Here is an 8,074-nt window from a genome sequence, read left to right on the forward strand (position 1 = left end):
GGGCCAGGGAACCTCAAGAATGCTCTGGCCGTTCAACCACTTCAGAAGACCTGATGCGTCCCCCGCGCCCACCATCGAGGTCATCTATGGCATGATCGTGACCCGGGCACGCGAGCCGGTGTTCTACAGGCAATTTGGGGTTCCCGATACGGTTGACGGCCGATTCGACCTGCTGCTGCTGCATCTGTGGATGGTTCTGCGGCGCTTGCGGAGCGCCGAAGATGGAATGGAACCGGCACAGGCGCTGTTCGACCAGTTTTGTGAGGACATGGACGACAATCTGCGCGAGATGGGCGTCGGCGATCTGGCCGTGCCGCGGCGGATGCAGGCACTTGGCGAGGCCTTTTATGGTCGCAGCCGAGCCTACGACCTCGCGCTCGGCCAAGGAACAGAACATGGCGCTGAACGAGCGCCCGAGGCGCTGGCCCAGGCGATCGCGAAAAATATCTTGAATGGCGGTGGGCTGGATCATGCGCAGGCGCTTGCCGCCTATACGATGGCCACCGTGACATCCCTGGCTGCGTGCGACGATGCCGCCATGCTGCGCGGGAGATGGACCTTCCCACCGCTGGAATCGAAGGATCGATAGCATGAAGAAGCGAGATGGGATTGACACGCGGGCCGATCCTCCGGCCGACCCCTCAACCGATCCCTGGCGCGCTCCTGTGGTCGTGGCGCAGATTCCCGAGACAGGGCTTGCCGTCGAGATCGACGCCAGTGCGGCCCAGCGCAAGGCGATGGCCGAGATCGCCGGCTTGCGCGACATCGCCTCCGCCCACGCCAGTTTCGAGCTGACGCTCGCGCGCGGCGGAAGGGTGCATGTCGCGGGCCGCTTGCAGGCCAGAGTCGGGCAGACCTGCGTCGTGACGCTCGATCCGATTGAGAACGATATCGACGAGGCGATCGACCTGGTCTTTGCTCCACCCGAGCAGATCAAGGAGCTTGCCGACTTCGTCGACCAGGCCGACAACGACGACGATGCTGATGTGCCCGAGCCGCCGGAGCCGATCGAGAGCGGCGTCATCGATCTCGGCCGGCTTGCGACCGACGTGCTGTTTCTGGCGATCGACCCTTATCCGCGCAAGCAAGGTGCGGTGTTCGAGCCGCGCGTAGCGGCTCCCGATCCGGAAGAGCATCCGTTCGCGGCCCTGAAGGCCTTGCAGCGTCCCGATGCCGAAAAGACCGATTCCAGAAAGCCCGACGAGGCAAGACCCGAGGGCAAAAAGGGCTGAGCTGGCACGAGCGACCGCGCGAAGAGGGCGCCGGGACGGCTATAGCAGGTGATGTGCCGCATTGAGGAATTGGCATAATCCGTTCCAATATCGGGGTGAATTGGGATTTTCGCAGCCTCGCAAGGCGATTTTCCTGGGCGAGCCCCCTTTCGCCCAAGGAGATGGGGTCAAGAGGTTGTGTCGCGGCCGGGACACGGTATTGTCCCGGCCCGGATCGGGAGGCTTTCGCCGTCGGTCGCCGGAGAGGCGGCAGGGCGTTGCACACGGGCCGCAAGGGATCAGGTTTCCGGGACATTCATGCCGCAAAAGGTTCGTATAGCGCTTGACGCCATGGGTGGCGACGTCGGCGCAGCAGTGGTCATCGCTGGCGCCGCGATCTCGCTGAAGCGACATCCCGATACGGAATTCCTGCTGTTCGGTGATTCCGCGCTGATCGGTGCGGAGCTCGCCAAACATCCGGAGTTGAAGGCCGCCTCGCGCGTGATCCATACCGACGTCGCGGTCAGCATGGACGACAAGCCGAGCCAGGCCTTGCGGCGCGGCCGCAAGAGCTCGTCGATGTGGCTCGCGATCGAGGCCGTCAAGAAGGGCGAGGCCGGCGTCGCCGTCTCCGCCGGCAATACCGGGGCGCTGGTGGCCATGGCGCGCTTCTGCCTGCGCATGCAGGCGGGCATCGACCGCCCGGCGCTGGCAGCGGTCTGGCCAACGATGAGGGGCAATTCCGTCGTGCTCGATCTCGGCGCCACCATCGGCGGCGATGCCCGCCATCTGGTGGCGCTGGCGGAGATGGGCAGCGCGCTGGCGAGCGTGCTGTTCAATCTGGAGCGGCCGAAGGTCGGCCTGCTCAATATCGGCGTCGAGGAGATGAAGGGCCATGAGGAGATCCGCGAGGCGGCGGAGCTGCTGCGCGCGATGAATCTGCCCCAACTCGACTATATCGGCTTTGTCGAGGGCGACGGCATTGGGCGCGGCGATGCCGACGTCGTCGTCACCGAGGGGTTTTCCGGCAACATCGCGCTGAAGGCGACCGAGGGCACGGCGCGGCAGATCATGAGCTTCCTGCGCAACGCCATCCAAGGCAGCATGCTTGCGCGTGTCGGCTATCTGCTGGCGCGTGGGGCGTTCCGTGCGCTGCGTGACAAGCTGGATCCCGGGAAGTCCAACGGCAGTGTGGTGCTCGGGCTAAACGGCCTCGTGGTGAAGAGCCATGGCGGCACCGATGCCGAGGGCTTTGCCTCCGCCGTCGAGGTTGGCTATGAGATGGTTCACTTCGATCTCCTGACCAAGATCAACCAGATGCTCAATCGCGACGGCGCGCTCGTCCCCGAGCCCGCCGCGTAGGAGGTTATTGTCGTGACCTTACGTTCCGTGGTGCTCGGCTGCGGGTCCTATCTGCCACGGCAGATCCTGACCAATGCCGAACTGGCAAGCCGCATCGACACGTCAGACGAGTGGATCGTCCAGCGCACCGGGATCAAGCAGCGGCATATCGCGGCCGAAGGCGAGTTCACCTCGCATCTGGCGATCAATGCGGCGCGCGCGGCGCTCGAACATGCCGGTGTCGATGCCCAGTCGATCGATTTGATCGTGCTGGCGACCTCGACGCCCGACAACACCTTTCCCGCCACGGCGGTCGCGGTCCAGAACGGGCTCGGCATTCATCACGGCGCAGCGTTCGACCTCCAGGCGGTCTGTTCCGGCTTCGTTTTTGCGCTGGCTACCGCAGACAATTTTCTGCGTGGCGGCGCCTACAAGCGCGCGCTGGTGATCGGTGCCGAGACGTTCTCGCGCATCCTCGACTGGAACGACCGCGGCACCTGCGTGCTGTTCGGGGACGGCGCCGGCGCCGTCGTGCTCGAGGCGCAGCAGCAGGGCGGCGCGGCGAGCGACCGCGGCATCCTGACCGCGCATCTACGCTCGGACGGCCAGCACAAATCGAAACTCTATGTCGATGGCGGCCCATCCTCGAGCCAGACGGTCGGCTACCTGCGCATGGAAGGCCGCGAGGTGTTCAAGCACGCGGTCGGCATGATCACCGACGTCATCGTCGATGCCTTGAACGCGACAGGACTCTCCGTCGAGGACATCAACTGGTTCATCCCGCACCAGGCCAACAAGCGAATCATCGACGCCTCCGCGCACAAGTTGCATATTGCGCCGCAGAAGGTGGTGCTGACGGTGGACCGGCACGGCAATACGTCGGCCGCATCGATTCCGCTCGCGCTCGACGTGGCGGTGAAGGACGGACGCGTCAAAAAAGGCGATTTGTTGCTGCTGGAAGCGATGGGCGGCGGCTTCACCTGGGGCTCGGTGCTGCTGCGCTGGTAGGATCGGCCTGAGGACCTCCCTGGGATTGTCCCCTTTTTGGCTTGGATAGCGTTCACGGTGCTGTTGACCATCGCCGCGTAACCTCATAATTTCAGACAGGAATTATTCGCCGTGAGTTGGGGCGGGCGATGTCTGGAACCGGGAAAACAGTCACACGCGTTGATCTGTGCGAAGCGGTCTACCAAAAGGTTGGACTGTCGCGGACGGAATCATCGGCTTTCGTTGAGCTTGTTCTGAAAGAGATCACCGACTGCCTGGAAAAGGGCGAGACGGTGAAATTGTCGTCATTCGGTTCGTTCATGGTGCGCAAGAAGGGTCAGCGTATTGGACGTAATCCGAAGACGGGCACCGAGGTACCGATCTCGCCGCGGCGGGTGATGGTGTTCAAGCCGTCGGCGATTCTGAAGCAGCGGATCAACGGTCACGCTGGCGACAAGACGCTCAACGGCGAGGCGACGAAGCCTGAATAGAGGTTGAGGGTGAGTGGCACGCGGCGCCGGTGAAAGCTGCGCGGCGGGCTTCGGAGAAGCATGTCCCCGGGTTTGACCCGGTTTCGACCCTCCGGGGAATCATGCTCAAACAACAAGCTGCGCGGCGGCGGTTCAAGGTGATGCCATCGCGCTTTCGATCGTGAGTGGAGCGGGCGGGTGTTCGCGCGGTTTGCGCGCGCCTTCGATCGCTCCACGAGCAAGTCATATTTGCAAGTGATGTTTGATTCGAGATTCGCTCCAATTGCCTCAAGAAAAAACAGGCGCAAGCAAAGGCGATTGTGAGGAACGGACCACTCGAATAACCGAAGGGAAGCGGGCATTTGGACAAGGCGCCGGATGCGTTCCGAACCATCAGTGAGGTCGCCTCCGACCTCGACATTCCGCAGCACGTGCTGCGGTTCTGGGAGACGCGCTTCACGCAGATCAAGCCGATGAAGCGCAGCGGCGGCCGCCGCTACTACCGCCCCGACGACGTCGACCTGCTCAGGGGCATCCGCCGCCTGCTCTATGGCGAGGGCTATACCATCCGCGGGGTGCAACGCATCCTCAAGGAGCACGGCATCAAATCGGTGCAGGGGCTGGCCGACAATTCGGCCGCCGTCTCGTTCGGCGCGATCGAGGAGGCGGTCGGTCAGAGCCTTCTCGAAAACGGCGACGACGAGCCCGGCCTGCACGAGGAAGAAGAGGATTATGAAGGCGGCGATGACGAGGAGGGGATCGACTTCCGCTTCGTCGAGACCGAAGAGGATCTGCTCGCGACCTTCCGCGGCGGCACCACGCAGGCGCGCCCGCCCGCGGCTGCCAGTCCGGCCGATCGCGCGCGGCTGGAAGGCGCGCTGAAGGAGCTTCTGGCCTGTCGCCAGATGCTCGACAAGGCCTTGAAGGATGGATGAACGCGAGCATGCGGCAACGTCTCGCGCTGACATTGACCGGCGGTCTGGTAACACTGCCGGGTTGGTGCTGCGGAGGCCACGGAACGGCGATGCAAGTGTTCGGCGAGGGATATTCCGCGCCTTGCGCGCAGCGGCGATCGAAGCTAATGGAACGGCATCGGAGCGTGGCGCAGCCCGGTTAGCGCACTAGTCTGGGAGACTAGGGGTCGGAGGTTCAAATCCTCTCGCTCCGACCATTTTTTTGGTATTTCAACAATACGCTGAGAATTCAGCGTTGCGTCAATTTTGCAAGCCCGATCCGCCGGCGAAGCAAGTGGGACCGCGCGGACGACGAAATAGGAACAATTGACCGCCGCGGGCATAGAGAACTCGGGCTGTGGTCTGACCGGTTGTCCAACGGGGCCGTTCGGGGCTTTTTGCGACCAAGCGGGGGAGTTTATTTTATGGCTATGAGCAAGAGATTGGCAGCGGGCGAGGAGCTGTGCTCCGCCTGTGGCGGTACCGGCGTTGCCAAGGTGAGACAGCAGCCCAAGCCCGGGCGGCGCGTCTATCCCCCCAAATGCGCAAAGTGCGGCGGCAGGGGGCGGATCCTCAAGCGCGGCGCCAAGCGCAGCGTCGCCGAAGCGCGGAGCTATTGACGCAATCGTGGATTGATTTCGATCAAGGGGAGATCTTCCTTGGCGCTCCAGGCGTTGCCACGGGTATCTCCCGCGGCCATACTCAGCCACCATTCGAACGAGGTTACCATGCGGGTCCTTGGCTGGATGATTCTGGCGGGCGCGACAATGCTGGCGGTCGTGCCTGCCTCCGCTCAGCGCTACGATCCCCGCTATCCGGTCTGCCTCCAGGTCTGGGAGTGGGGCGGCAGCAACTACATGAATTGCAGCTTTACATCATGGGGTCAGTGCCAGGCGACGGCATCCGGACTCTCGGCCATGTGCCTGAACAACCCCTATTGGTCGCAGGCCCGCCAGCCAGGCCGCGGCGATCACGGGCGCGGTTACGCCTATTAGCGGTAAGGCCCTGTCACGGCTCCTGCAGCGTCGGCGTGGAGCGCCGGGGCGCCGCCTGTGCCTCGATCGCATCCTGCGGCGCGGCCTGAGCTGGAATGCGGATCGTGTGGATGAAGTGCCGGTCCGGATTTTGCGCGAGCGCCGGGCCGAGTTCGACCCGCAGCGTGCCGACCATTCCGGGATTGGCGTCAAAAGCGGGACTACCGGAAATCTGCGGCGTGAACAGAGGGCGTCCGGACGTATCGCGCGGTTCCCCGGGATAGCCCGGCCGTACGCTCAGCGTATGCACCTTGGGAAACATTTTTGGCCCTGCCGACGGTCTGTCCAGCGGCTCGGTCTCGATCTGGACGGTCTGCATGCGCTGGGGAACGGGCGGCTCGGCAGCCGCCAGATTCAGGCCTGCAAGCAGCAACGACAGAACGGAGCGCGCGATGCGGCGCTCGACGAAGGGGTTAGGCAGCATCCCACTCTCCAGGTCCACGGCTCCACTAGCCGCCCAACTGGGGCGGTTTGTTGTGAGAGCCGTGACGGCTGTGTCAGGCTGGAGCAATTCTATCCGTTGACAGTGGCAGGCCGTTCGAGTTCGCCATGGCTGTTCCGGGTGTGCCATTTCCGCAATTGATGTCGATCAAGCCTGCGCTCTGTCACGGCTGCGAGCGTTATGATTGCGCACTGCCATCGGCCAGAGCCGGCCGCTTTCATCCAACGAGGATTTTGATGCGCGTGCTCAAATGGGTGATCCTTGCGACCGTGGCGATCCTGCCGGCCCTCCCGGCCACGGCGCAACGCTACGACCCGAACTACCCGGTCTGCATGCAAGCCTGGACACGCGACGGCAGCACCATGAATTGCCGTTTCACCTCGTGGGATCAGTGCCGGGCGATGGCGTCCGGATACTCGGCCATGTGCCTGGACAACCCGTATTGGCAGCAGCAACGCCTGGCTTCACCGCGCAATCGGCAGCGGCGCCGGGTCTATTGACCGCGGTGACGTCGCGGAACTCCTCGATGAACTCGGCCAGCATCGGAATTTCCTCCTCGCACACCATGTGCAGCTTCGATTCGTTCCGTTTCGCAAGTCGCAGCGCCAGCGTCAGCGCCTTGCGTGGTGGAATCGTCATTGCCGGGAATTGCGAAAGGGAGCCCGGACTTGCTGGTCGTGGCGTGTCGTCTTTCGACGTGAAAGCTGCTATGTTCGTCGCGTGAGTTGAGCTGTGCCATGCCGTGGAGGCTCGTCATGGGATCACACACGCTGCCCTTCGAAAATCGCTGGACCAATGGCGCGCATGCCTGGGAATGGCACTGTGAGCTCGAGCGGCTCGGCGCGGCGAATGTGCGCGCAATGTTCAGCGATCACGAGACCCACCATGGCGCGGAGCCGGTGGTGGTGTTCGACATTCCCGCCGGCTTCGTGCGCGACTGGCTCGCCTTCCATGACCGGCGCGCCGCCCACCAGCAATTCTGGTGGCGCGCGAGCGTCATTGCGCTGAGCTCGGTTGCGGCAGGCGCGGCCATCGTGGCCGCGGTGCGCTAGCACAAGAGCTGTGCTATGAATTGCGCCGGCAAGCGGCGAACGCGCAGGTTAATGGCCATGAGTCCTAACGAACGTCCATCAAGCGACGATCTCTGGCAACAAATCCGGTGCGAGGCCGAGACGGCCGTGGCGGCTGATCCGGTGTTTGGCGCTCGGCTGACAGCTGCCATTCTCGATCACGCCGATCTCGGCGGCGCCATCGCGTTCCAGATCGGCGAGCGGCTCGGCAAGACGGCAGCGGAGCGGGCGCAGTTTGCGAGCGTCGCCAGCAAGGCTTTTTCGGCCGCGCCAGAACTCGTCGAGGCGGCGAGCCTCGACCTCATTGCGATCGCCATCCACGACCCGGCCGTGACCGAGTTTTTGGCGCCGCTGCTCAATTTCAAGGGCTTTGTCGCGCTGCAGGCTTTTCGGGTGTCGCACTGGCTGTGGGCCGGTGGCCGGAGCGATCTCGCGCTGTTGCTGCAGAGCGAATCCGCCGACACGCTGCAGGTGAGCATCCATCCCTCAGCGCGGATCGGCTCCGCGGTGTTTCTCGATCATGCGACGGCCATCGTCGTCGGGGCCTTCGCCGAGATCGGCGACGA

At 63.8% G+C, this 8,074-nt stretch carries 13 protein-coding genes and 1 tRNA gene; 13 read left to right on the plus strand and 1 reads right to left on the minus strand.

Annotation, left to right across the window (positions count from 1 at the left end; all coding sequences use genetic code 11):
* The first annotated feature begins 19 nt into the window (after positions 1-19).
* The 9 genes from JOZ76_RS25130 (at position 20) to JOZ76_RS25170 (ending at position 5,957) form a co-directional block, all read left to right on the plus strand.
* On the plus strand, positions 20-589 hold the full coding sequence (locus tag JOZ76_RS25130) for a ubiquinol-cytochrome C chaperone family protein (protein ID WP_291703233.1): 570 nt from the start codon (positions 20-22) through the stop codon (positions 587-589).
* 1 nt (position 590) lies between these two features.
* Positions 591-1,232, plus strand: coding sequence for a YceD family protein (locus JOZ76_RS25135; protein WP_291703214.1), 642 nt, complete (start codon positions 591-593; stop codon positions 1,230-1,232).
* A 297-nt stretch (positions 1,233-1,529) separates the two neighbouring features.
* Positions 1,530-2,573, plus strand: coding sequence for a phosphate acyltransferase PlsX (plsX, locus tag JOZ76_RS25140; protein WP_291703216.1), 1,044 nt, complete (start codon positions 1,530-1,532; stop codon positions 2,571-2,573).
* 12 nt (positions 2,574-2,585) lie between these two features.
* A complete protein-coding gene (locus JOZ76_RS25145) occupies positions 2,586-3,560 on the plus strand; it encodes a beta-ketoacyl-ACP synthase III (protein WP_291703218.1) in 975 nt (324 codons plus the stop codon).
* 128 nt (positions 3,561-3,688) lie between these two features.
* Complete coding sequence (locus tag JOZ76_RS25150) at positions 3,689-4,030, plus strand: integration host factor subunit alpha (RefSeq protein ID WP_291703221.1); 342 nt, start codon at positions 3,689-3,691, stop codon at positions 4,028-4,030.
* A 341-nt stretch (positions 4,031-4,371) separates the two neighbouring features.
* Positions 4,372-4,944 (plus strand): MerR family transcriptional regulator, encoded by a 573-nt coding sequence (locus JOZ76_RS25155; protein WP_291703224.1) that lies wholly within the window; start codon positions 4,372-4,374, stop codon positions 4,942-4,944.
* A 158-nt stretch (positions 4,945-5,102) separates the two neighbouring features.
* Positions 5,103-5,180: transfer RNA gene (locus JOZ76_RS25160), tRNA-Pro, on the plus strand.
* Between the two features lie 207 nt (positions 5,181-5,387).
* Positions 5,388-5,582 (plus strand): hypothetical protein, encoded by a 195-nt coding sequence (locus JOZ76_RS25165; protein ID WP_291703225.1) that lies wholly within the window; start codon positions 5,388-5,390, stop codon positions 5,580-5,582.
* A 108-nt stretch (positions 5,583-5,690) separates the two neighbouring features.
* A complete protein-coding gene (locus JOZ76_RS25170; protein ID WP_291703227.1) occupies positions 5,691-5,957 on the plus strand; it encodes a DUF3551 domain-containing protein in 267 nt (88 codons plus the stop codon).
* Positions 5,958-5,970: 13 nt separating this feature from the next.
* Here the strand turns inward: JOZ76_RS25170 and JOZ76_RS25175 are convergent, their stop codons facing one another.
* A complete protein-coding gene (locus JOZ76_RS25175) occupies positions 5,971-6,420 on the minus strand; it encodes a hypothetical protein (RefSeq protein WP_291703229.1) in 450 nt (149 codons plus the stop codon).
* A gap of 254 nt (positions 6,421-6,674) precedes the next feature.
* On the opposite strand from JOZ76_RS25175, the gene JOZ76_RS25180 reads away from it, so the two are divergent.
* The 4 genes from JOZ76_RS25180 to JOZ76_RS25195 all read left to right on the plus strand — a co-directional run.
* Positions 6,675-6,938, plus strand: coding sequence for a DUF3551 domain-containing protein (locus tag JOZ76_RS25180; RefSeq protein ID WP_291703230.1), 264 nt, complete (start codon positions 6,675-6,677; stop codon positions 6,936-6,938).
* A 26-nt stretch (positions 6,939-6,964) separates the two neighbouring features.
* Complete coding sequence (locus tag JOZ76_RS25185) at positions 6,965-7,162, plus strand: hypothetical protein (RefSeq protein WP_291703231.1); 198 nt, start codon at positions 6,965-6,967, stop codon at positions 7,160-7,162.
* A 31-nt stretch (positions 7,163-7,193) separates the two neighbouring features.
* Positions 7,194-7,490 carry a hypothetical protein gene (locus JOZ76_RS25190; protein WP_291703232.1) on the plus strand — a complete coding sequence of 99 codons (297 nt, stop codon included), beginning with the start codon at positions 7,194-7,196 and terminating at the stop codon, positions 7,488-7,490.
* 126 nt (positions 7,491-7,616) lie between these two features.
* On the plus strand, positions 7,617-8,074 hold a 458-nt coding region (locus tag JOZ76_RS25195; RefSeq protein ID WP_441300089.1), incomplete at its 3' end, for a serine O-acetyltransferase.

This window comes from Bradyrhizobium sp. (assembly GCF_019244115.1).
In the GTDB taxonomy this organism is placed as follows: Bacteria; Pseudomonadota; Alphaproteobacteria; order Rhizobiales; family Xanthobacteraceae; genus Bradyrhizobium.